General features: G+C 49.2%; 15 protein-coding genes. All 15 read right to left on the bottom strand.

Going from position 1 to position 22,129, the window contains the following annotated elements:
• Positions 1-8: 8 nt before the first annotated feature.
• Positions 9-1,103 carry an alcohol dehydrogenase gene (locus tag BLCOC_RS04360; protein ID WP_115624526.1) on the bottom strand — a complete coding sequence of 365 codons (1,095 nt, stop codon included), beginning with the start codon at positions 1,101-1,103 and terminating at the stop codon, positions 9-11.
• A 26-nt stretch (positions 1,104-1,129) separates the two neighbouring features.
• Positions 1,130-3,043: an NAD(+) synthase gene (locus BLCOC_RS04355; RefSeq protein WP_115624525.1), complete on the bottom strand. Its 1,914-nt coding sequence runs from the start codon at positions 3,041-3,043 to the stop codon at positions 1,130-1,132.
• An 18-nt stretch (positions 3,044-3,061) separates the two neighbouring features.
• On the bottom strand, positions 3,062-3,946 hold the full coding sequence (gene hslO / locus BLCOC_RS04350; RefSeq protein WP_029470479.1) for an Hsp33 family molecular chaperone HslO: 885 nt from the start codon (positions 3,944-3,946) through the stop codon (positions 3,062-3,064).
• A gap of 27 nt (positions 3,947-3,973) precedes the next feature.
• Positions 3,974-4,735 carry a class I SAM-dependent DNA methyltransferase gene (locus BLCOC_RS04345; protein ID WP_115624524.1) on the bottom strand — a complete coding sequence of 254 codons (762 nt, stop codon included), beginning with the start codon at positions 4,733-4,735 and terminating at the stop codon, positions 3,974-3,976.
• Between the two features lie 226 nt (positions 4,736-4,961).
• Entirely contained in the window at positions 4,962-5,810 is an 849-nt protein-coding gene (locus BLCOC_RS04340) for an alpha/beta hydrolase (RefSeq protein ID WP_115624523.1), read from the bottom strand.
• Between the two features lie 436 nt (positions 5,811-6,246).
• The gene (gene bglX, locus BLCOC_RS04335; protein WP_115624522.1) at positions 6,247-8,454 is read right to left on the bottom strand and encodes a beta-glucosidase BglX; all 2,208 of its coding nucleotides are present in this window, start codon (positions 8,452-8,454) and stop codon (positions 6,247-6,249) included.
• A 633-nt stretch (positions 8,455-9,087) separates the two neighbouring features.
• Positions 9,088-10,689, bottom strand: coding sequence for a response regulator transcription factor (locus BLCOC_RS04330; protein ID WP_115624521.1), 1,602 nt, complete (start codon positions 10,687-10,689; stop codon positions 9,088-9,090).
• Positions 10,670-12,460 (bottom strand): sensor histidine kinase, encoded by a 1,791-nt coding sequence (locus BLCOC_RS04325; RefSeq protein WP_115624520.1) that lies wholly within the window; start codon positions 12,458-12,460, stop codon positions 10,670-10,672. The genes BLCOC_RS04330 and BLCOC_RS04325 overlap by 20 nt, the downstream gene beginning before the upstream one ends.
• A 7-nt stretch (positions 12,461-12,467) precedes the next feature.
• Complete coding sequence (locus tag BLCOC_RS04320; protein WP_115624519.1) at positions 12,468-13,370, bottom strand: carbohydrate ABC transporter permease; 903 nt, start codon at positions 13,368-13,370, stop codon at positions 12,468-12,470.
• Positions 13,371-13,381: 11 nt separating this feature from the next.
• A complete protein-coding gene (locus BLCOC_RS04315) occupies positions 13,382-14,305 on the bottom strand; it encodes an ABC transporter permease (RefSeq protein ID WP_018597761.1) in 924 nt (307 codons plus the stop codon).
• A 158-nt stretch (positions 14,306-14,463) separates the two neighbouring features.
• Positions 14,464-15,972: an ABC transporter substrate-binding protein gene (locus BLCOC_RS04310; RefSeq protein WP_115624518.1), complete on the bottom strand. Its 1,509-nt coding sequence runs from the start codon at positions 15,970-15,972 to the stop codon at positions 14,464-14,466.
• A 418-nt stretch (positions 15,973-16,390) separates the two neighbouring features.
• The gene (locus BLCOC_RS04305; RefSeq protein ID WP_018597759.1) at positions 16,391-16,564 is read right to left on the bottom strand and encodes a DUF4250 domain-containing protein; all 174 of its coding nucleotides are present in this window, start codon (positions 16,562-16,564) and stop codon (positions 16,391-16,393) included.
• 15 nt (positions 16,565-16,579) lie between these two features.
• Positions 16,580-19,162, bottom strand: coding sequence for an ATP-dependent chaperone ClpB (gene clpB, locus BLCOC_RS04300; RefSeq protein WP_018597758.1), 2,583 nt, complete (start codon positions 19,160-19,162; stop codon positions 16,580-16,582).
• 682 nt (positions 19,163-19,844) lie between these two features.
• Positions 19,845-21,107, bottom strand: a complete 1,263-nt coding sequence (locus BLCOC_RS04290; protein ID WP_115624516.1) for a redoxin family protein — start codon at positions 21,105-21,107, stop codon at positions 19,845-19,847.
• Between the two features lie 44 nt (positions 21,108-21,151).
• Positions 21,152-22,123, bottom strand: coding sequence for a 4Fe-4S binding protein (locus BLCOC_RS04285; RefSeq protein ID WP_115624515.1), 972 nt, complete (start codon positions 22,121-22,123; stop codon positions 21,152-21,154).
• Between the last annotated feature and the right edge of the window lie 6 nt (positions 22,124-22,129).

The following is a 22,129-nucleotide window of genomic DNA, read 5'->3' as shown; positions in this document are numbered from 1 at the left end:
CCGCTTCTTTATGGTTTCACCGCATATTTTATCACGCCGTCCTGTTTCTGTTCAAATACTTCATATGCCTTCATGATATCTTCCAGACGGGTCCTGTGGGTGATCAGACAGCCTGTATCCAGCTTCTTCGCCGCCAGAAGCTCCATGATCTCCTCACAATAACTGCCGTCCACACCGCCTGTTTTAAAGGTCAGGTTCCTGCCGTACATCCGGGGAAGAGGAAGGATCTGATCCTTCTCATACATGGCAACGATCACCACCACCGCGTTTGGCCTGGCTGTCTTCCATGCAGTCTCAAAGGTATCTGTCCCGCCTGCGGCCTCAAATACCACATCAGCGCCCCTTCCATGGCTCTCCTCCAGGACACGCTGCACCACATACTCCTGTACTTTTCCCGCGGCATCCGCATAGTCTTCGGCACCACGGCGGCAGGTCTCTTCCACGGAACATATGACCACATCGGCAAGCCCCTGCTCTTTTGCCAGCTTAAGCCTGCTTTCATCAATATCTATGGCAATGATCTTCGCAGGGCTGTATAAACGGGCACACATCATAGTACAAAGTCCCGTCGGGCCGGCTCCAAGGACCAAAACCGTATCCGCCGGTTTCACTTCCCCCAGTTTTGCAGCCCAGTAGCCTGTGGAAAGTATGTCCCCGGTAAAAAGCGCGTCTTCATCCGTCACATGGTCCGGTATCCTGGTCAGGCCATGATCCGCAAAGGGAATGCGGCAGTATTCCGCCTGTCCTCCGTCTATGCGGCACCCCATGGCCCAGCCCCCGTTCTCATTCTCGCAGTTGTTCACAAACCCCCGTCTGCAGAAAAAGCACTCCCCGCAGAAGGTCTCCACATTGACTGCCACTCTGTCCCCGGGCTTCACTTTTTTCACTGAGCTTCCAATCTCTGTCACAACGCCTACAAACTCATGCCCCAGAACAGTTCCCGGCACTGCCCTGGGCACGGCCCCGTGCTTAATGTGGATATCACTGGAGCATATGGTTGTAAGTGTTACCTTTACTATGGCATCCCCGGCATCCTGGATCACAGGAACGGGGCGTTCCTCCAGGGACACTCTGCCGTTTCCCTGATATACAACAGCACGCATATTATCTCTCTGCAAATCCTCCACCTCTATCCAAGAGTATCTAACTCATCCATCCAGATCCTCACAGACGCGTCACTGGGCATGCGCAGATCCCCTCTGGGAGATACTGCCACACTTCCCACCTTTGGTCCGTCCGGCAGGCAGGAGCGTTTGAACTGCTGTGAGAAAAATCTCCAGTAAAACTTTTTCAGCCATTTCAGTATCACTTCGTCATGATACATACCGGCAAATGCGATCTTGGCTATCCGGTAGATTTTTGCCGGACCAAACTGGAAACGCATCATATAGTACAGGAAGAAATCATGCAGCTCGTACGGCCCCACCAAATCCTCTGTCTTCTGGGAAATAACACCATCCTTGGGCGGAAGCAGCTCCGGGCTTACCGGGGTATCCAGCACGTCCTCCAAGATTGCCGCCAGCTCTGCCTCCCCGCAGGTATCCGCGTAATAGCGCACCAAATGACGGACAAGGGTTTTCGGCACCGAACCATTCACTCCATACATGGACATATGATCCCCGTTGTAGGTTGCCCACCCAAGCGCCAGCTCTGACAGATCCCCTGTTCCGATCACCAGACCGCCGCAGCTGTTGGCAATATCCATGATAACCTGGGTCCTCTCCCTTGCCTGGGCATTTTCAAAGGTCACGCTGTGGTCCTCATAGTCGTGGCCGATATCCTCAAAATGCTGCAGCACCGCCTTTTTTATGTCAACCTCTCGCAAATCAGCTCCCAGCCTTCTGGTAAGCTCGCAGGCATTTGTATAAGTCCTGTCCGTGGTGCCGAAGCAGGGCATAGTCACAGCCGTGATCTGGCTTCTGCTCAGACCGCACAGGTCAAAAGCCCTGGCTGTCACAAGCAGGGCAAGGGTGGAATCCAGACCGCCGGAAATGCCGAGGACTGCTGCTTTACATCCCGTATGATCCAGACGTTTTTTCAGTCCCATGGCCTGTATGGTGAGGATTTCATCGCATCTTCTGTCTCTGTCATTTTTGTCGTCCGGTACAAAGGGGCTGGGGTCAAAGAAACGGGACAGAGGCGTCTGCTCCTCCTTCACATGGAAATAAATCTGGGTATACTCCTCCTTGGATTCCGGCTGCCAGGTGGAGATCCTTCTTCTCTCGCTTTCCAGGCGATCCACATCAATTTCCCCGTAAATGATCTCATTGGCAAAGCGTTTTGCCTCCCGCAGGATCGTGCCGTTCTCCGCGATCATGTTCTGACCGCCGAACACCAGATCCTGGGTCGATTCTCCGTTGCCTGCGGTTGCATATACATATCCGCATATGAGACGCGCAGACTGTCCGCTCACCAGCTCTCTCCGGTAGGCATCTTTCCCAGTGGTCTCATCACTGGCTGAGAGATTGACAATAAGAGAAGCTCCTGCCATGGCATGAAAAATGCTGGGGGGATTGGGTGCCCACAAATCCTCACAGATTTCTGCCGCCACACACAGCCCGGGTACTTCCACACAGTGGAACAGCAGGTTCTGGCCAAAGGGAACCTTTTCGCCCTGCCAGTCCACATACCCGTCAAAGGCCTGGCCCGGCACAAAATATCTGGCCTCATAAAATTCACCGTAATTCGGCAGATGGTGTTTGGGGACAAATCCCAGTATCCTGCCCCGGTTCAGAACTGCCGCCGCATTGTAGAGCTTGCCTTTATGCTTCAGGGGAAGACCGATAAAGATCAGTCCGTCTGTATCCTGAAGTTCTCTCTGGATCGTCTTCAGCTCCTCCTCCGCCCTGTGTAAAAGAGTGCCCTGCCAGAACAGATCCTGGCAGGTGTAGCCTGTCAGACAAAGCTCCGGGAATACTATGATCTTCGCACCGTTCTTGGCCATTTCCCTGGCCTTCTCCACAATCTCCTGCCTGTTATGTGCACAGTCTGCTACCAGTACATCCGGTGTCGCGGCCGCCACTTTGATAAAACCATCTCTCATATTGTACCTGACCTTTCTCTACCCTCTTTTGCAGCGTTTTAATATACTTTTCAGTTCTTCCACAGAGAATATATAATTTCTGTTGCAGAAATGACAGTTCAGCTCTATCTCTTTTCCTTCGTCTATCATTTCCTGCAGCTCTTTTCTTCCTACACTGATCAGCGCTTTTTCCACCCTGTCTTTGTCACAGTTGCAGTAAAACTGTGTGGGGATGGTCTCATTGATCTCAATATCAAAGCCTTTCAGCAGTGTCTCCAGCAGAGATTCGGGTGTATGGCCTTCCTCCAGCATTGTGGTGACAGAAGTGACATTTTTCAGATTTTCTTCCAACTGACTGATCACCTTTTCTTCCGTAAAAGGCATGAGCTGGATGATAAAACCACCGGCCTGTTTCACCGTATTATCTTTTTCCATCAGAACACCAAGGCCGACAGAGGAGGGAACCTGTTCACTGGTGGCAAAATAGTAGGTCAGATCTTCGGCAATTTCACTGGTCTGCAGCACCGTCTGTCCCACATACGGCTCTTTCAGCCCCATATCTTTGATCACGTTCATGAAGCCAACGCCTACGGCCCCGGCCACGTCAAGCTTTCCCTTGTCATTTGCGTGAAGAATGACATTGGGATTGCCAACATAGCCCTTCACGTTTCCTTTGGAATCTGCTGTCACCGTGATGCCCTCTAAAGGGCCTCCTGCTTTGACCTGCAGGGTCAGCAGATCTTTCTCGCCTTTCATCATGACGCCCATCATACTCCCGGCTGTCAGAAGACGGCCAAGGGCTGCGGTTGCCACCGGACTTGTGTTGTGTGCTGCCCTGGCGTGCTCCACCAAATCTCTGGTTGTGGCGGCAAAGGCACGGATCTGGCTGCCCGCCGCGGTTGCTCTTACTATATAGTCTGCCATGTTTTTTCTCCTTTTATTATAGCTCTCTTATTTTCCGCATTCCTGCGCAATGACATAGATGCGTTCACTGTCCGTCTTTACAGGACTGCGGGTAAAGGCATCATAAGCGGCAAGGAATTTCATGCCGGATGCTTCTATGAGGCATTTGATCTCCTCCAGGGTATAGGCTTTCTGGTAGTGGACCTCCTCGTATTTGCGGTAGAGGATCTCCCCGCTGTGTTCTTCCGGGATGAAAAGGGAGAGATCGTATTCATTGATATTCTCCTCCTCGTCAAAATAGTTATCCCAGATAAAACTGGCGTCCTCCCGGTCTTCCGCTATGGTCTGCTCACCCAGTATCTCCCTGTATTTGTAGGGGGTGTTCAGATCAAACAGGAAAATGCCTCCCGGATCCAGATAGTTGTTCACCAGACGGAACACTTCCAGAAGATCTTCTTTTTCTGTGATATAGTTCATGCTGTCACAGATGGAGACAACTGCCCGCACAGTGCCGTAAAGCTCAAAATCACGCATATCCTGCAGAAGATAGAGGATATCCTGGTCATCCTCGGCTTTTTTCTCCATGGCGATCTCCAGCATATCCGGAGAATTGTCAACAGCTATCATGTCATAGCCGGCGGATGACAGGACCCTGGTGGCATTGCCTGTACCGCAGCCTAATTCCAGGACCAGTCCGTCTTCTATGTTATATTCTCTCAAAAGCCCGGTGAGATATGCACACCACTCTTCGTATGGAATGTTGTCCATGAAGAGGTCATACACACGGGCAAAGCTTTCGTAGGAGCTCATAGGGTTCTTGTGCCTCCGTATTTTTTTCTTATTTATACTATCACGAAAAGGGGGTAGGTGCAAGAGGGGGCGGGGAATAGGGCTTTGCACCGGATTCCCCTGGTAACTGTTCAGCCTGTCCAAACTGTTATTTCCCCTGGTTACGGCCCACAGAGTGACTGTAACTTCCCCTGCTTTTTCACCGGGTGCAGGGCTGATAGATGTGATGATAGGATCAGAGGTGGAATCAGGCCAGTTTTTCTTTAAAAAACTCTGTGATCAAGTCCCAGATCTGTCTCTGGAAGAATTGGATATCCGCGTGATCTGCCCCTTCTATTCCAATGAGTTGTACGTCCGCCCCTTTTTCCTCAAGGGCATCATACATGGCTTCACTCTGGGAAAAGGGTACCGTGCGGTCGCAGATTCCGTGCAGCAGCAAAAATGGCGGTGCCTGCTCTGTCACATAGCTGACCGGGCACGCCTTCAGAGCTTCTTTTTCATGGCAGGCAGCGTTCATGCCTATCAGAAGTGACTCGGGAGCGGACTGCATATCTTTCTGCACATTTACAGGCATCCTGGTGATGTCTGCCGGAAGATACCAGGGGCAGGCTGCCTGCACAGCGCTGGAATATTCCAGATAGTCACCTGTATCAAATTCTTTCCTGTCCCCTGTCAGTGCGGCCATGGCGGTGAGATGTCCCCCTGCGGATTCTCCCATGACACCAAAATGCTCACTGTCAATGCAGTAGCGCTCTGCATGTGCTCTCAAATACCGGATCGCTGCCTTTACATCCTGGAGCTGAGCCGGAAAGACCGCTTCATTGCTTGTCCTGTACTGTACACTGGCAACCACAAATCCCTGTCTTGCCAAATCTGCCAGATAAGCAAGATGGGCGCTTCTGCTCATCTGCTGCCAGGCTCCGCCGCATATCCAGATGATACACGGACTTTTTTTCTTTCCCTGTTCGGGAAAAATGATATCCAGCTTCAGATCTTTGGTGGTGTGCCCAAACCAGTCGCTCACTTGGGCAAAAGTGACATTGGTGTCCACGATATACTGAGGGTCTGTGATTGTTACCTGAATTGTTTTTTTCATTATGGGGTCCTCCTCAATTTTTTACTTGATTTTATTTTATCACAATAGAAGGGATTGGCAAGAGATATGTTGGTATAAATGGGACGGGGGATCCGACGCGGCGGTGGGGAGGGGCTGTCCTTGGAACGAAGCGTTTCGCTGTCCGGAAGCTAACCTGCTCCCAGTCACTAAATTCGTCGGCAATGGCCTCCTCATTAAGTGTCTGGGGCAGGTGGATCTTCCGAACGCTCATCTGAACATCGCTCCAAGGACAGCCCCTCCCCACCGCCGCGTCGGATCCCCCTGGTTTTTGGCTGCCCACAGGGGTGTGAGGTGAAAATTCCTCTCCCGGGAGTAAAGATAAAAAAGAGATAAATCGGGAGAGGAATTGATAAGAATTGATAAAAGAATATAAATTGTAGTTGTGAGGACATTACCGACGGTTAATGGGTTATGGTCATGGCAGGAGGGTGAATTGGGTTTTGTTGGTGGTGGTGCTGTCGGTGCCTATGTAGAGGTCGAAGGTGCCGGGTTCGCTTTCTGTAAGGGCGTGTTCAGTGAGGAAGCAAAGGTCCCGGTCGGTTATGTGGAAGGTTACTTTTTGGGATTCACCTGGCTGCAGGTGGATCTTACGGAAGTGTTTCAGCTCTTTGACGGGACGGACAACAGAGGCGGCTCTGTCATGGATGTAGAGCTGGATCACTTCCGTTCCGGGAAGGGAGCCTTCGTTTTTGATGGTTATGGATGCCTGGATGGTTTCGGTTTTGGTCATTGCGGACTTGTCCAGCTCTATGGGGGAGATGGAAAAGGTGGTGTAGCTCAGGCCGTATCCGAAGGGGTATAAGGGGGCGTTGGGGATGTCCAGGTATTTGGAACGGAAACGGTCTTTGTCAGCTCCGGTATAGGGACGGCCGGTGGAGTATTCGTTGTAGTGGACAGGGACCTGGCCTACGCAGTAGGGGAAGCTCATGGGGAGTTTTCCACTGGGACTGCAGGTGCCTGTGAGAACGTCCATAACTGCGTGGGCGCCTTCGGTTCCAGGCATCCAGACCTGAAGGATGGCTTTGGCTTTTTGGGACAGTTCTCTGATATCCAGGGGTCTTCCGGAGAAGAGAACCACTGCAATGTTCTGATTTACTTCATATATTTTGTTGAAAAGGGTCTGCTGGATCTCGGGTATCTGTATGTTGGCGTTGCTGGTGGCTTCACCGGACTGGACGTAGTGCTCACCTAAGGGCATGATGACAAGGTCTGCTTTTTTTGCGGCTTCAATGGCTTCTTCGAGCATTTTGTGCTGCTGTTCTAAGGAAACGGGTTCCTCAGTCTGCTCTGTGAAGCCTTCCAGATGGATGTCGTTACCGAGTATTGGACAGCCGGGATGAAATGTTGCTTCTGTGTTGTCAAAGGATTCCAGCGCTGCCTCCCGGATGGTCAGGGTGTCTTCTGTATGACCGATGAAGGACCAGGAGCCTGACATACTACGGTTGTCTGTATAAGGGCCGATGAAGGCGATGCGCTGTCCTTTTTTTATAGGGAGGGCTGATTCATTTTTCAGGAGCACGAAGGATTTGCAGGCAGCTTCCCTGGCAAGAGCTTTGTGTTCTTTGCAGAGAATGACTTCCTTTTCCTTGGTTTCGTCTGCGTCTTTGTATGGGTTTTCAAAGAGGCCCAGTTTGTTTTTCAGCTCCAGGATGCGGAAAACTGCCTCGTCCACCAGTTCCTCATCCAGGATTCCCTCCTCTATGAGAGATGCCAGGTTCTCGGAGTAGATGCCGGTCATCATGTCAATGTCAACGCCGGCTTCGGCAGCTCTGACGGCAGCTTCTTTTCTGTCTTCACAGTAGCCGTGGTAAATGATCTCCTCAATGGCTGCCCAGTCGGATATGAGAACTCCGTCAAAGCCCATCTCCTCTCTCAGGATCTGGCGCATGAGCCGTTTATTGCCGGTTGCCGGAACTCCGTCTATGGTGTTGAAGGAGGTCATGACCAGGGCTGCGCCTGCGTCAATGCCGGCTTTGTAGGAGGGAAGATAAAATTCACGCAGGGTATGTTCGGAAAGCTCTACCGTATTATAATCCCGGCCTGCCGTGGGGGCGCCGTACCCTGCAAAATGCTTCACACAGGCTGCTATATTGTAGGGCGCTTTCAGGTCATCCCCCTGGAACCCTCTGACCATGGCCTCGGAGAAAAGACAGTTTAAATAGGTATCCTCCCCGGTGGATTCCATGACTCTGCCCCAGCGGGCATCCCGAACCAGATCCACCATGGGGGCAAAGGTCACGTGAAGGCCGCTGACAGCCGCTTCTTTGGCTGCGGCTGCGGCTAATTTCTCGGACAGCTCCGGCTCAAAGGTGGCACCCTGGCCTAGGGGAATGGGAAATACAGTGCGAAAACCGTTGATGATATCCAGCATGAAGAGAAGCGGAATCTTGTGAGGGTGTTTTTCTATGTAGCTCTTCTGAATCTCTTTTATCTTCGACGCGCCAAGGACCCCTAAAACAGATCCGGCCTGGGAGATGTTCTCCTCTGTGAAGCCGCTCTCCTTCATAGGGCCTGTGATGACTGTGTCGTCCATGTAAAAATTACCGGCCACCTGGAGCATCTGGTTGACTTTTTCCTGCAGTGACATATCTCTTAAGAGTTCTTTTAACTGTTGTTTTGTCATAATCTTTCCTTTCCGTTTTAATCGTATATCGGTAACTATTCAGTAGGTCTGCGCATTTACTGCGCTGACCGTAAGAAAACGTCCAGCGGCCAGGCAAAAATGCCATCGCCGCAGGCGATTCTGCATGGATTTTTGCTCGTAACTGTGAGGGTACTGAACAGTTACGTATATCGTTTATTAAATCACTGCCTGTTCACCGGCCTGATTTTCCCACAGCACAGGTGTAAAAACCTCCGTGTATACTGATGCGCCTGCATTTTGTGTCTGCATTCTCGAAAATCATTCTCAATGAATCATGCAGTTATATAATTTACGATTTACTAGTACTACAGCGAACGCCATATGATAATCTATATGCAATGAAAGCCGCCCCGTTAATCACTCACCTTCCGTTCGCGAAAACCAGGAAAAAGCAGCGGTCTTGGTGGAGACTGGCATTGGGTTCTGCGAGGCTAAGCGGAAGGTTCTACGAAATCCACGATTTACGCAGACTTAGGCGAGAACGTAAGTGAGCGCCTTAGTCGTAGTTAATCGTTAGTTCGGAGGTTCTGGAGCCTCGAGCAGAACCCAATGCCAGTCTCCCCCAAGACCGCTGCTTTTTCCGTCCCCTTTCCGCACCTGTTCGCTGTAGTACTAGAATGTGTTTGTTTTAAATTTTCTGCGGTATTCCAGAGGAGAGCAGCCTGTGTTCTCCCGGAACATCTTTGTGAAATAGGAGAAATTGCTGTATCCTACATAGATGGAAACCGTGTTGATCGGCAGACTGCTCTGGGTCAGCATCTTTTTTGCCTCCTCCACCCGCTTCTGCATCAGATAGGCACTGATGGATATGCCTGCCTCTTTTTTAAAGATTCTGGACATGTAGTCCACATTCAGATATACCAGCTCAGCAAGGGTCTCTCTTCTGATATCCTCCTGGTAGTGTGTGTCTATGTATTCCTTCAGTTGGTCTGCCACAGATTCACTTTTGTTGATGTATTTTGTGTACTCTACGGCCCTGGTCACCAGGTGGGAGGCAAACTGTATGGCACCCTCCACACTCTCCAGGGCTTCCTGGTAATATTGCTCGTTCTCACTTCCGGCAAAGAGCAGATGAGCCTTGATCTCCCTGGCGGCAAGCCAGGAATAGGTGATCTGGGTAATATCCATACGAAAACTTTTCAAAATGTCACGTGTGATCAGTTCCCGCCCTGCAAGCTCTGTGAGGTACTGCCGCATACTGCTGATGAGGGCTTCCGGTTTCTGTTCACCCAGGAGGGTTTCCCATACCGCCCGCTGTCTATTCTGATAGGAAACACATGGCTGCCGGAAATCGGACAGAAACAGGACTTTATCCCATACTGTAAGGCTGTTGTCCCGCATGGCCTGCAGCTGCCCGAGGCAGTCCTCCAGAACGTCTATCTCGGCAATGCCTCCGACTCCGCACCAGATATCCATCTGCATACGCTCCCCCAGGATATCCCGGAAAGAAGAAAATACACCTTCTTCGCTGAGTCTCTCCAAACCCCGGGCAGTGCCCCGGCATATAACCGCATAGCTGTCTTTCCGGCAGGAGGAAACTGCTTCCACTGCCACCTGATATTCTCCTGCCAGTTCCCCCAGAATGTTTTTTATAATAAAGAGAAGAATGTTCTCATCCCAGTGCTGCCTTTTCTCCCTTCCCCTATGGCCGGACAGGTGCAGGAGCGCTGCAAGGAACTTATCCTCCGGTTTATAATGAAGCTGTCTCTTCCTGATCTCTTCCTCTATGGCTGACGGCTTTATCCTGCCGCCAAGCAATTCTGCCCAGAAATTATTCAGGAGGATTTCCCGGCTCTCTTCCCAATTTCTGCTCTCCTGGCGGAAAGCCTCATAATTCAGGGCTTCTTTAGCCCGGTCGGACGCTTTCTTAATGGCAGCGGTAAGTTTTTCAAAGTCAATGGGTTTCAGCAGATAATCCACACTGTCCAGAGCAATGGCACGGCGTGCGAAGTCAAATTCGGCATAGCTGGTCAGGAATACGGCCTGCACCTCGTACGCCTCCCTGCGCACCCACTCCATAAAATCAAAGCCGCTGCCTTCCGGCATGACAATATCGCTCACGATCACATGGATAGGCATCAGCCCCATGACCGTCTGAGCCTGCTGCATGGAGGATGCCGTGTAGATCTGCCCAATATCCAGCAGATCCCAGTCCACATTTTTCTTAATACTCTCTATCACGTATTCCTCATCGTCAACCAACAACAGATTCATAAGTACCTCCAACCGTTTTGTCTGCTACCCCTGAGTCACCGTTTTTCTCATGTCCCCGGAAAGGAATATGTATGTCAACAATAGCGCCTCCAAGAGGGCTGTTGTCAAAATTGATCTCCCCCTGTTCTCCGTAATAGTAATGGAAACGCTTCAGGCAGTTTTCAATCCCCACATGGCTGCCGTTTTCGCTGACTCCCTTTCCCTGCTTCAGCCTTTCCAGAACAGACTTTGGAAATCCCCTTCCGGTGTCGGAAATATACAGATTGATGTATTTCCCATCCTCCCTGTCCTCCGGAAATGCTGTGACTGAGATCAGTATCTTCTCCTCCAGCGTCAGCGCGTGTTTTGCCGCATTCTCCACAAAGACCTGAAGCATGAAGGGAAATATCTCTCCATCCTCCACCTCTTCCTCTATCTCAAAATAGTATTCAAAGCTGTCGGGATATCGCAGAAGCAGTATTTTCAGATAGTCCTCACAGTGCGCTGCCTCCGCCTTTACAGGCACCAGACCGCTGGTGCTGCGGAAGACATACTGCAGATAATCTGAGGTGGTCTTTGTCATCTTCCTGGCATTGCCGTACTGTTTGAAATCAATCATACTGTAGATAAAATTCAGGCAGTTCAGATAAAAATGAGGGCGTATCTGCAGTTTCAGATAATCCATCTCTATCTTCTGCTTTTCCAACTCCTGCTCGTAAAGGGTGATCTTCAGACGCCGGATCTGATGTATCATTCTCTTGAACTTGTCATCAATCTGCTCCAGCTCCATCAGATTATTCTCTGTGATATGGAAGGTATAGTCATCGTCATCATACTTTGTCAGATTATCCGTAAATTGCCTTACAGGTTCCAACAGATATTTTTTCAAGTATAGAAGGATTGCCGCCCCGGCCAGGACCAATGCTGCTGCCAGAACCAGAAGAAATCCCAGGCTGCCCATCATGACGCCCATTATTTTGTCCCCTGATATCTTCATCTGAATGCCAAAGGGCGCCTGTTTCAGCGTTCTGCTAAGTGAATATCCGCTGTTTGCCTCCTGTGGATCCGTCCCCTGCTCTATGCCTTTGCTGGTGATCTGGCCTGCCACCCGGTTCTCCGCGTCTACCAGACGCACATATCCGTCGTCCCCCACGATCGTGTCAGTGAAAGGCTCCAGTATGCTTTTCACATTTACATAGCAGCCCATGTAAGTATCCTGGTTCTGGGCTATTTTGCAGATATAATTTTCCTCGCCGCAGTCCATTTGGTTCCATTTCTTTTTGACCGAGTAGGAGGTATCTGTGATCAGCCCAATCTGGTTCCTGACAGCTTCCTCCAAGTCGTTGTCAATATCATATCCCACCCCTGTCATAGTGAGCATGGTGAACGTATCATTTTCCTTCAGATACAGGAAAAAGTGGTATTCTGTGCCGTATTCCCATGCATAGGGCAGGCAGATCCTCCGCAGATTGCTGACTGCATTGTTTATTTTTACAGGATCGTCCGAATGCTCCATTGTCTCAATATAGTCCCCCAATACAGAATATCCCTGGTTCTTTTCCATGATATTGGAAAACAGGCTCCGGCTGATCCGCAGGAAACGGTTGTCCAGCTCATCTGTATAGAGCTTTGACATTTCATCCATCTCCTGTATGGCCTGCTTTCTGGTCCTTCCAAGCAGCATGGCGCTGACACCCGCGTATACAGCCAGCACCACCATGAGAATGATAAGAATGGCTTTCATCTGCTGGGCCATATTTTTCTGTTTTCTGTATTTCGGAACTTTCGTCATATGCTTTTTATCCTTTCACTGCCCCCAGAGTGATTCCCTCCGAGAAATATTTTTGAAGGAATGGATACACAATAAACAGCGGCAGCATGGCAATGAAGGCAATTGCCATTCGGATGGAGGTGGTGGGAAGCTTTGCAACCTCCGCGCCAATATTTCCCACGACTTTTCCGCTTGCAAGATATTGAATATCCGTAATCATCTGATTCAAAAGGTTCTGTATGCCAAACAGCTTCTGTCCCTGGTTTCCTGATAAATAGTATAAACCATTGGTCCAGTCATTCCAATAGGCAAGTCCGGAAAACAGTCCCATGGTCACAAGAATGGGCTTGCCCAGAGGCAGCACCACACTGGTAAATATTTTCATATGCCCTGCCCCGTCTATTTTAGCTGCTTCAAACAGAGCATCCGGTATGCTTGTGATAAAATAGCTGCGTATCATAAGCACATTGTTGGCACTCAAAAGCAGATTCGGCAGAAGAAGCGCAAAAATTGTATTTTTGATATGCAGATAATTCACATACACCAGATATGTAGGAACCAGGCCTCCGTTGAACAGCATGGTAAAAAATACGAAAAAGGTCAGTGCCCTTCTGTGGGGAAGCGTCTTTATTGTCAGCGGATAAGCCATCAGTGCCGACAGGCTGATATTCAGTATAGTGCCCACGATCGTGACAAAAATGGTGACTCCATATGCGTGCAGTATTTTTTCTCCCTGTTTGATTATGTACTGGTAGGCGTAAAGGCTTAATTTCTCAGGAAAAAATGAGTAGCCGTTGCGGATCAGTGTGTTTTCATCTGTGACGGAAGAGATGAACACCAGTATAAAAGGCAGTACAATGATCAATGTCATAAGAATCAGAATTATATTGATAAAAAACTGATACCGTTTTTCTTTTGCTGAATTTTTCATTCCCTCTCCTCCTAAAACAATGCCTGTTCTTTATCTACTTTTCTCACCACCCAGTTGCTCAGCATAACAATGGCGAATCCCACAATGGACTGGTACACGCCTGCCGCGGAGGACATACTGATATTTCCCCGCTCAATGAGTGCCCGGTACACATAGGTGTCGATCACATTGGTGGTTGGAAAAAGAACTCCGGAATTCATAGGCACCTGATAAAACAGTCCGAAATCCGAATAAAAAATACGTCCGATATTTAACAGAAGCAGGGTGATAATGGTGGGTACCAGACTTGGCAGGGTGATTTTCGTAATCTGCTGCCATTTTGTAGCGCCGTCCAGACTGGCCGCCTCATAGTAGGAAGGATCAATGCCGATAATAGAGGCAATGTAGATCAGACATCCGTATCCCACACCTTTCCAGCAGTTGGCAAATACCAGGATAAAGGGCCAGTATTTCGGCTGCTGATACCACTGCACCGGCTCTCTTCCCATGGCGTTTAAAATCGTATTGTTTATCAGGCCGTTCTCGGAACTGAGCAGTGCGTAAACAATGTAGCTCAGAATTACCATGGACATGAGGAAGGGCAGCAGAATGGCGCTCTGGTATATCTTTTTCATTTTATTGCTGCGCACCTCGCAGATCAATATAGCCACCGCGATCCCTACTATCATATTTACAGCAATGAAGGCCACATTGTAAAGCAGTGTATTTCTGGTAATGATCCAGGCATCCTTTGACTGGAATAAAAACTTAAAGTTATCAAGACCGCACCAGGGGCTTGCAAATATGCCTTTTGCAAAGTTCAGCTTCTTAAAGGCGATCACGATTCCACCCATAGGGATATAGTTGTTGATCAGCAGGTACAAAAGGCCCGGCAGCATCATCAGATATAAGGGCCAGTGCTGTTTATAGACACTGAGCCTGGACTTTTTCTTCATATTCTTCCTCCTCTGTCTTATGAATGGTTTCTTTCGGGCAAAAAGGCTGCCGCACTAAGAGCCTTTCCTGTTTCCTAGGGCGACAGCCTGCTGCCAAAAATGATCCGGTCTATTTATTGTTGCTGTCCACACACCACCGGATAGATAATGAACAGTAACTATTTATTCTCTTCCAGCCATTTGTCAAACTGCTCCTGTTTTGCCTGTATGATCTCATCAATACCGGCTGCCTCCAGAGCATCCAGGAATTCCGGCAGATACGTTTCGGGGTCAGCGGAACCACTGTTCAGTGAACCGGTGTACTGTTTTACAACATTGGCAAGCGCAGCGACCTGACTCTCATACTGGGTGTTGTCAAAACAGAAACCAACTGCCTTTGACTCTTTTGCGGAATCGTTGAATTCCTCCATCTTCTCCCAGAGCTGCGGGTCAGAGCCAGTCCATTTATGGGCGATGAACTGATTTGGCAGTTCCCAGCCCAGATTCAGGCTGTATCCCACATTGTCTGCAGTGATGCCCTCCGGGTAGTTGATGATGCCGTTCTCCTCATCCTCTATGACATAATCCACACCTTCTTCACCCCAGTTCAGCAGATTCATGATCTCCGGGCTGCCATAGATGTAATCAAGGGTTTCCATGGTCTTCTCCGGGTTCTCTGAATTCTGTGCAACGGAGTAGATAATGCCGTTGTAGGTCTGGCAGTTTTTGATGGGATAATCCCTGAACGGAACGATTTCAAAGTCATATCCTGTTGAGCTTTTAAATTCCACAGGTGTTCCCGGATGATAGGCAAAAAACAGGGAGAACAGATTGCCTGCCTTGCAGACTGTACGCCAGTTTTCTGTGTCAGTTCCCGCGTCCTTGCTGATATATCCCTTTTGATACCAGTCATAGAGCATGGAAGTAGTCTCTTTATACCAGTCGCTGGCAAAGAAGTTGGTAATGGTGGTATCATTTTCCTGATCCATGAGCACGCCAAGGTAGTTGGCATCTGACAAGGGGTCGCCCCCGAACAGTCTTGTGGCCGGTGTATCTCCCTCATTGATGGAAAACAGCATGGTCATGTCCGGCTCTCCTGCCTTGACTGTCTCAAATACAGATTCCATATCTTTTGGCTCTTTGATGGCGGATGTGTCTATGTTGTACTTCTCCACCAGGTCTTTTCTCATGAAGACGGCAGGGATGCTGCCTCGTTCGATCTGGTTTGGCACTCCGTACATAAAACCGTCCACTGTGTTGCTGTTCAGCACCTCTTCGCCGTAAATATCCTTCAGATTTTTGCCGTATTTATCCACCAGCTCTGACATGTCCATGATCTGTCCGCTGTGCATGTACTGGATGGCATTGGTGGCATTTGTATAAAAACAGTCAATCTTTTCATCACCTGCAAGCATGAGCTGGAGCTGCTGTGTGGCACTGGCCCAGGGAAGCACTACAATATCCAGATTGGCATTAACTTCCTTTTCCAGAATCTCATTGATCTTCTCCTCGATCCGCTCTTCATCAGCGGGCTGGCTGCCCTGCAGCACCATGGTCACCGTGTAGGGTTCCTTTCCGTCCTCCCCGGATGCTGTCTTCTTGCCTTCGCTGCCGCTTCCGCCTCCGCAGGCTGCCAGTGACAATACCATGGCCGCTGTGAGTACAGCAGCTACGATCTTTTTCTTCATGTGATTTCCTCCTTCACTTCTGTTCCTTTTATACATCCATCTTATTCTTTTCCCTGTTCCTTTTCTATAACTGGTCTGACTTAAAAATATCACTCATTTGACACCTGAATACGTCTGAAGACGTGAATGAAAAGTTTGCGCCTGATATTTTCACTCAACGTTTTCTATATTATAACGAAAAAAAGACCTGTATACCCAGTTTATCACATGGTATACAGGCCGTTCCCTGTTCTTATAAAACAACAAATATAAATAATTTTCCAATATCTACACAGTTACAGGTAAAGAGCCATACAGAACTGCCTTCGGCGATGGGATTTTTACCTGACTGTTGAATATTTTCCTGCGGGCAGCGCCATAAATGCGCAGACCTGATGGATCGTTACAGATATAATCGCTGTCCGTCTTTTGTTATATTTTAAATAAACTGATTTGCCTTTTCATCATAGGCGTAATCAATGGTGCCCAGCTTTTTCTCCAGCTCTTTTCTGTCAAGCTGCAAATCTTCGCACATGTCATCCAGGGAGGAATAGAAATCCCTCAGTTTCATGTTCGCAAAGCTCAAAAGCATCACCGGATCTTTTGGTATCATAATCTCTCTCACCTCTTATGCCCTGCGGGCTGTAAGTTCACCATTTTCCACATCTATGACAATGGTGTCCTCTGTTCCCACATTGCCGGAGAGAATGAGTTTTGCAGTCAGTGTCTCCACGTATTTCTGCAGGTAGCGTTTCAGAGGACGAGCACCGTAGATGGGGTCGTATCCGCCCTCAATAATATAATCTTTTGCGGCATCTGTCAAGCGCAGAGACAGCTCCTGGTCTCTTAACCTGCGGTTCAGATCCTCCACCAGCAGATCCACGATACCGCCGATATTCTCTTTAGTAAGCGGTTTGAACATGATGATCTCATCCAGACGGTTTAAGAACTCCGGACGGAAATGCGTCCTCAGATCTCTCTCAACCATATCTCTGGCTTCCTGGCTGATTTCGCCGTTAGGCTCAATGCCGTCCAGCAGATAGGTGGAGCCAAGATTGGATGTCATGATCAGGATCGTGTTCTTAAAGTCAACGGTACGGCCCTGGGAATCTGTAATACGGCCGTCATCCAACACCTGAAGCAGCACGTTGAAGACATCCGGGTGTGCCTTTTCGATTTCATCGAACAGAACCACTGAGTATGGTTTCCTTCTGACAGCCTCTGTGAGCTGGCCGCCTTCCTCGTATCCCACATATCCCGGAGGCGCTCCGATCAGACGTGACACGGAATATTTCTCCATGTACTCGCTCATGTCAATACGCACCATATTCTGCTCGTCATCAAAGAGTGTAGCTGCCAGTGTCTTGGCAAGCTCTGTCTTACCTACACCAGTTGGTCCCAGGAATAAGAAGGAGCCAATGGGTTTTGTTGGGTCCTTGATCCCGGCTTTGGAACGGATGATGGCATCTGTTACTTTCTGAACACCCTCATCCTGACCAATCACACGTTTGTGAAGTTCCTCTTCCAGACCCAGAATCTTGGTCTTTTCCCCTTCTGTCAGCTTGGCAACAGGGATTCCTGTCCAGCGGGAGATGATCCTTGCAATCTCCTCGTCTGTAACGCTCTCATGTACCAGGGATAAATCCTGGCTCTTCACTTTTTCTTCCTCAACTTCCAACTGCTTCTGCAGCTTTGGAAGTTCGCCGTACTGCAGCCTTGCCGCTTCATTCAGGTCATAATTTCTCTGGGCAACCTGAATCTGTTTGTTCATATCTTCAATCTGTTCCCGCAGTTTGGAAAGCTTCTCCACAGAGGCTTTTTCATTGTCCCACTGGGCTTTCCTGCCGTTAAATTCATCGCGCAGCTCCGCCATATCTTTCTGCAGATCCACCAGCCGGTCCTGGCTGAGCCTGTCGTTCTCTTTCTTCAGGGCAGCCTCCTCAATTTCCATCTGCATGATCCTTCTGCGAAGATCATCCAGCTCTGTAGGCATGGAATCCAGCTCTGTCTTGATAAGAGCGCATGCCTCATCCACCAGGTCAATGGCCTTATCCGGCAGGAACCTGTCGGAAATATAGCGGTTTGACAAGGTTGCCGCCGCTACCAGAGCGCCGTCAGTGATCTTGACGCCATGGAAGACTTCGTACCGTTCTTTCAGTCCCCTTAAGATGGAAATGGTATCCTCAACTGTAGGCTCATCCACCATGACAGGCTGGAAACGGCGCTCAAGCGCTGCGTCCTTTTCAATATACTTGCGGTATTCATCCAGTGTTGTGGCACCGATACAGTGCAGCTCGCCTCTGGCCAGCATAGGCTTCAGCATATTGCCTGCATCCATAGCACCCTCTGTCTTGCCGGCACCTACGATCAGATGAAGCTCATCAATGAACAGTATGATCTGTCCCTCACTTTTTCTGACTTCCTCCAGCACAGCCTTTAAACGCTCCTCAAATTCTCCTCTGTACTTGGCGCCTGCTACCAGGGCACCCATATCCAGTGCGAAAATCTTTTTATCTTTTAACCCTTCCGGCACATCGCCCTGAACGATTCGCTGTGCAAGTCCCTCTACAGCGGCTGTCTTGCCCACGCCCGGCTCACCGATCAGCACAGGATTATTTTTTGTCTTTCTGGACAGAATACGAATGACATTACGGATTTCCGCGTCCCTGCCGATGACCGGGTCCAGTTTCTGCTCCCTGGCCTTTTCCACCAGATCCTGTCCATACTTGTTCAGCGTATCATAAGTGGCCTCCGGGTTGTCGGTCGTCACGCGCTGGTTGCCCCGCACCGTGCTCAGAGCCTGAAGGAAACGCTCTTTTGTAATTCCGTATTCCTGCCAGATTTTCTTCATAGACGGGCTGGGATTGTTGATCAGTGCCAAAAACAGATGCTCCACAGAGACGTATTCATCTCCCATGGCCTTTGCCTCATCCTCAGCGCTCACCAGGGCTTTATTCAGATACTGCCCGATATATGGCTGGCCGCCGGATACTTTGGTTCTGGCATTCAGTGCCTTCTCCACATTGTTCAGAAAGTGTTCTTTCTGGATTTCCATTTTTTCAATCAGTTTCAGGATCAAGCTGTCCTCCTGATGTAAAAGATTATATAGTAAATGCTCCTGTTCGACCTCTTGGTTGCCGAACTCATAAGCTGTCTTTTCCAAGTCCTGAACTGCCTGAAGTGATTTCTGTGTAAATTTGCTGATGTTCATAAAATCCCTCCATTTCGAGATTTGTGCTCTTTGTTATTTGTTCTAGTGCTACTATAACACTAATTATTAGCAGTGTCAAGAGGTGAGTGCTAATTTTTTATTTATTCATATATGTTTGCTATTTCATGTATTCTGTACTTCATTTTTGTGAGGACAAGTAACGGCTCTAAACACTCGCATTTGTTCCTGAAACCGAGAAGAATGTTGTAGTAGTAATCGTTCTCTATGAAGGAAAAACGAACAATGTAAAGCACATTGCCATCCGGAGAAAAGTCTTCATACAAATAAAATTCAAAGGCCCTGTCCATGACAGATTTATGTATGCAAATTTTTATCCTTGTCTGCAATGTTTGTTAAATTCCCGAGAAATTCAAAAAACGGTTTTTAAGGTTCCACCGGAGCTTTGTTGTGGGCAAAACAGATCAGCGGTCATTTAGGCGTAAACATTTCTTTGCCCTCATGAAAACTTTGCCGTCAGGTGATGAATTCTGATACACTTCTGTGGCAGCACCTCTTTGGCCGCACCTCTGTGGCAGCACTACTGTGGCAGCACTACTGTATCTGACCAGCCAAACGGGCGTACCGCCATTTAAGCGGTACGCCCGTTTCTAAACCGGAACATTGTAATTTAAATAACTGCACCATTCCCTGAGAATGATTTTCGAGAGTGCAGGGTATTCCCTTATTTAAGGCTTTCCAACAACTCATTGGCTGTATTTGCCCAGTCATCTTTGGTGGTGGCACCCATTACAGTTTTTATCACCTCTCCTTTGTCATTGAGGAAAAAACTGGTAGGGAAGGCAGTTACGTTCGGCAGAATGTCAGACTGAAGTTTTTCTCCGGGGATGATGTTCATATAAGTCACGCCGGTCTTTTTCACGATCTCTTTTGCCAGATCTAACTGTTCCTGGCCCACCTCTCCTTTATCGTTTACCACATCGGCTGCTATTCCCACGACCTTGAAATTTTTCCCTGCAGCGGCAAATTCCTTGTTCAGCTCCTCAAGGTGGGGCATTTCCTCCAGACAGGGATTACAGAAGGTGGCCCAGACGTTCACCATTGTGACCCCGCCTTTTGCCAGCAGATCCTCCGGCAGGGCTTTGCCGTCCAGGTCGGTCCCGTCCAGTGCAACATTTTGGAACAGTTCGTCGCTGTCCGCATAGCTCAGATCTGCGCTGGAATCGCTTGCCAGCATTGCTTTCGTGCCGTAATCCTTCAAAAGCGCAGAGGCCTGCTCTACAAGTTTTTTTGCCTCCTCGGCAGTGGCGCAGGTGACAGTGTTTCCAAAGAAATAGCCGTCTTTACTGGTACCGGTCAGTTTTACGATATCTTCGGGAGTTACAAAAAGCTCATACAGCGGTGAGTTTTCCTCCGTGAGTCCCCCCACCTTGCCTTTTTCGCTATAGCCATACAGCCCGGTGATCTCATACTCCGCCTTGCCCAGCGGTGTATCCACAGTCACCCTATCTCCCACCTTTTTACCCATACTTTTAGCCATGGATGCCGGAATCACACAACCTCCGGTAGAACCGTCTGCGGGGACCTTGCCCTCTGTCAGCTCATAAGTGACAAACAGTCCGTTTTCCTCCAGTTCAGGCTCACCGCTGAGGCGCAGGTCTTTTGTGTCACCCAGAGTAACATCGTCGATATATCCTGAGATATGGTTTTGGCATTCCACTCCGGGCAGTTCCATCACTTTCTTCCATGTATCATAGCTGAGGAGTTTATCCGTTATAAAGCGGACACTGCGCTCCATCAGTTCCTGCTCTTCCTCGCTGGCAGAATCCTCTTTCACCATATCGTTTACATCCGGGGTCTGGCTCTTACTGTCTGCAGATGCGGACTCGGATGAGGAAGCGGAGGGCGAGGCGGCAGAAGGGCTGCCGCAGGCCGCAAGGGAAACTGTCAGGCCTAAGGCCAGGAATAATGCAGATAATCTTTTCATTTTATTTTATCCTTTCTATTGTTCAAAATATATGTTTATAAGTGTCAGTTTTTATGTCCTTCTTTTGGAACAGAGTTTCCGGCACATGACTCAGTGCAGGAAGCACATGAACCTGTACAGGATGACGCCGCTGCTTTTTTACCAATGCCAAAGCCTTTGGCAAAAGCCCCTTTGGGACATGCCCGGACACAGTCTCCACAGCGGATGCATTCGGGACTGTTTGGCGTCTTCCGGGGATCAATGCCCATCTTGCAGATCTCTTTGCAGATGCCGCAATCCACGCATTTCTCCTCATCCAGACGCAAATGGTAGAGCGAGATGGGGTTAAATACGCCATAGACCGCGCCCAGTGGGCAGAGGAACTTACAAAAAGGCCGGTAGCTGAACATGGAAAGCACCAGGATGGATGACAGCAGAAAGACCTTCCAGTCAAACAGCCAGCCAACGGCAGCCTGCAGGTCGGGATTTCCCGCTACCAGGGGAATGCCTCCCAGCAAGGTGCCTGATGGACAGATCCATTTGCAGAACCAGGGGTCTCCCTGGCCGATGATGTTCACCGCGAACATGGGCAGCAGCAGGACGAACACCGCAAGAATGACATATTTGAGATACCTCAGGTATTTTTCCCCCGGCAGCTTTTTTATCTTTGGCACCAGGATCTTATGCAGCAGATCCTGGACCAGTCCAAAGGGACAGAGGAAACCGCAGACTACTCGTCCGATCAAAGCTCCAACAGCCATTAAAAAACCAATGATATAAAAAGAAAACTGGTAGTTACGGCTGCCGATGACTGCCTGAAGGGAACCAATGGGACAGGCTCCCAGGGCACCGGGACAGGAATAGCAGTTAAGCCCCGGCACACACAGCGCTTTTGTGGGCCCCGTATAGATCTTTGACTGGATAAAACCATTCACATAGCCGTTTGTCAACGCGGCAAATAGGATTTGCACCCAAAGGCGGATGCCTTTTTTCGGCCGCTTGTTTGCTGCTTTTTTTGTAACTTTTTTATTTTTCATATGTTT

Source organism: Blautia coccoides (assembly GCF_034355335.1).
Classification (GTDB): domain Bacteria; phylum Bacillota; class Clostridia; order Lachnospirales; family Lachnospiraceae; genus Blautia; species Blautia producta.
This window is presented reverse-complemented; position numbering and strand designations above follow the sequence as displayed.

What these genes read in the sequence shown, in the direction of transcription:
- BLCOC_RS04360 (WP_115624526.1), bottom strand. Translation starts at nt 1,103, where the DNA reads ATGCGTGCTGTTGTATATCAGGGAAACGGCAGAGTGTCCCTGGAGGAA.
- BLCOC_RS04355 (WP_115624525.1), bottom strand. Translation starts at nt 3,043, where the DNA reads ATGAGAGATGGTTTTATCAAAGTGGCGGCCGCGACACCGGATGTACTG.
- hslO (WP_029470479.1), bottom strand. Translation starts at nt 3,946, where the DNA reads ATGGCAGACTATATAGTAAGAGCAACCGCGGCGGGCAGCCAGATCCGT.
- BLCOC_RS04345 (WP_115624524.1), bottom strand. Translation starts at nt 4,735, where the DNA reads ATGAGCTCCTACGAAAGCTTTGCCCGTGTGTATGACCTCTTCATGGAC.
- BLCOC_RS04340 (WP_115624523.1), bottom strand. Translation starts at nt 5,810, where the DNA reads ATGAAAAAAACAATTCAGGTAACAATCACAGACCCTCAGTATATCGTG.
- bglX (WP_115624522.1), bottom strand. Translation starts at nt 8,454, where the DNA reads ATGACAAAACAACAGTTAAAAGAACTCTTAAGAGATATGTCACTGCAG.
- BLCOC_RS04330 (WP_115624521.1), bottom strand. Translation starts at nt 10,689, where the DNA reads ATGAATCTGTTGTTGGTTGACGATGAGGAATACGTGATAGAGAGTATT.
- BLCOC_RS04325 (WP_115624520.1), bottom strand. Translation starts at nt 12,460, where the DNA reads ATGACGAAAGTTCCGAAATACAGAAAACAGAAAAATATGGCCCAGCAG.
- BLCOC_RS04320 (WP_115624519.1), bottom strand. Translation starts at nt 13,370, where the DNA reads ATGAAAAATTCAGCAAAAGAAAAACGGTATCAGTTTTTTATCAATATA.
- BLCOC_RS04315 (WP_018597761.1), bottom strand. Translation starts at nt 14,305, where the DNA reads ATGAAGAAAAAGTCCAGGCTCAGTGTCTATAAACAGCACTGGCCCTTA.
- BLCOC_RS04310 (WP_115624518.1), bottom strand. Translation starts at nt 15,972, where the DNA reads ATGAAGAAAAAGATCGTAGCTGCTGTACTCACAGCGGCCATGGTATTG.
- BLCOC_RS04305 (WP_018597759.1), bottom strand. Translation starts at nt 16,564, where the DNA reads ATGATACCAAAAGATCCGGTGATGCTTTTGAGCTTTGCGAACATGAAA.
- clpB (WP_018597758.1), bottom strand. Translation starts at nt 19,162, where the DNA reads ATGAACATCAGCAAATTTACACAGAAATCACTTCAGGCAGTTCAGGAC.
- BLCOC_RS04290 (WP_115624516.1), bottom strand. Translation starts at nt 21,107, where the DNA reads ATGAAAAGATTATCTGCATTATTCCTGGCCTTAGGCCTGACAGTTTCC.
- BLCOC_RS04285 (WP_115624515.1), bottom strand. Translation starts at nt 22,123, where the DNA reads ATGAAAAATAAAAAAGTTACAAAAAAAGCAGCAAACAAGCGGCCGAAA.